General features: G+C 73.0%; 1 protein-coding gene. It reads right to left on the reverse strand.

What is annotated here, in order from left to right; all coding sequences use genetic code 11:
• Positions 1-72: 72 nt before the first annotated feature.
• Positions 73-588 (reverse strand): formate dehydrogenase accessory sulfurtransferase FdhD (locus AC1DWF_RS36740; RefSeq protein ID WP_476843356.1); only part of this gene is annotated, 516 nt, incomplete at its 5' end.

Below are 588 nucleotides of genomic sequence, written 5' to 3' on the forward strand. Positions count from 1 at the left end.
CCTCCCCACTGACGGGCTTGGCGACGGCCAGGAGGCGCGCCAGCGGCTCGCGGAGGGCAGCGAGAGGATCGGTCACTCCGGCGCCACGAAGACCATATGCGCGTCGCCGCGGGCGATGGCGACGAGGGTCATGCCGTGGTGCCGCGCGCGGTCCAGCGCGAGCGAGGTGGGCGCGGAGATCGCCACGACCGTGCCGGCGCCGAAGGATGCCGCCTTCTCCACCATCTCGAAGGAGAGCCGGCTCGTGATGACGACGAAGCCCTCGGCCGGATCAGTGCCAGCCCTCAGCAGCGCGCCGATCAGCTTGTCCAGCGCGTTGTGCCGGCCCACATCCTCGCGCACCACCAGCAGCGTGCCGTCTCGCGAAGCCCAGGCGGCGGCGTGGGTGGCGCGCGTGGCGGCATTGAGCGGCTGGCCGTCCGAAAGCCCGGCGAGGGCGCGATGGATGGCCTCGGAGGTGATGGGCGCGCCCTGCCCTTCCCGTCGATCCGCCAGCGGCAGGCCCGAAATCTCCTCCACGCCGCAGACGCCGCAACCGGTGCGCCCCACCGTGTTGCGCAGCCGCCGGTTGGCGAGCAGCGCATGCAG

It is taken from the genome of Aminobacter sp. P4_D5 (assembly GCF_056401815.1).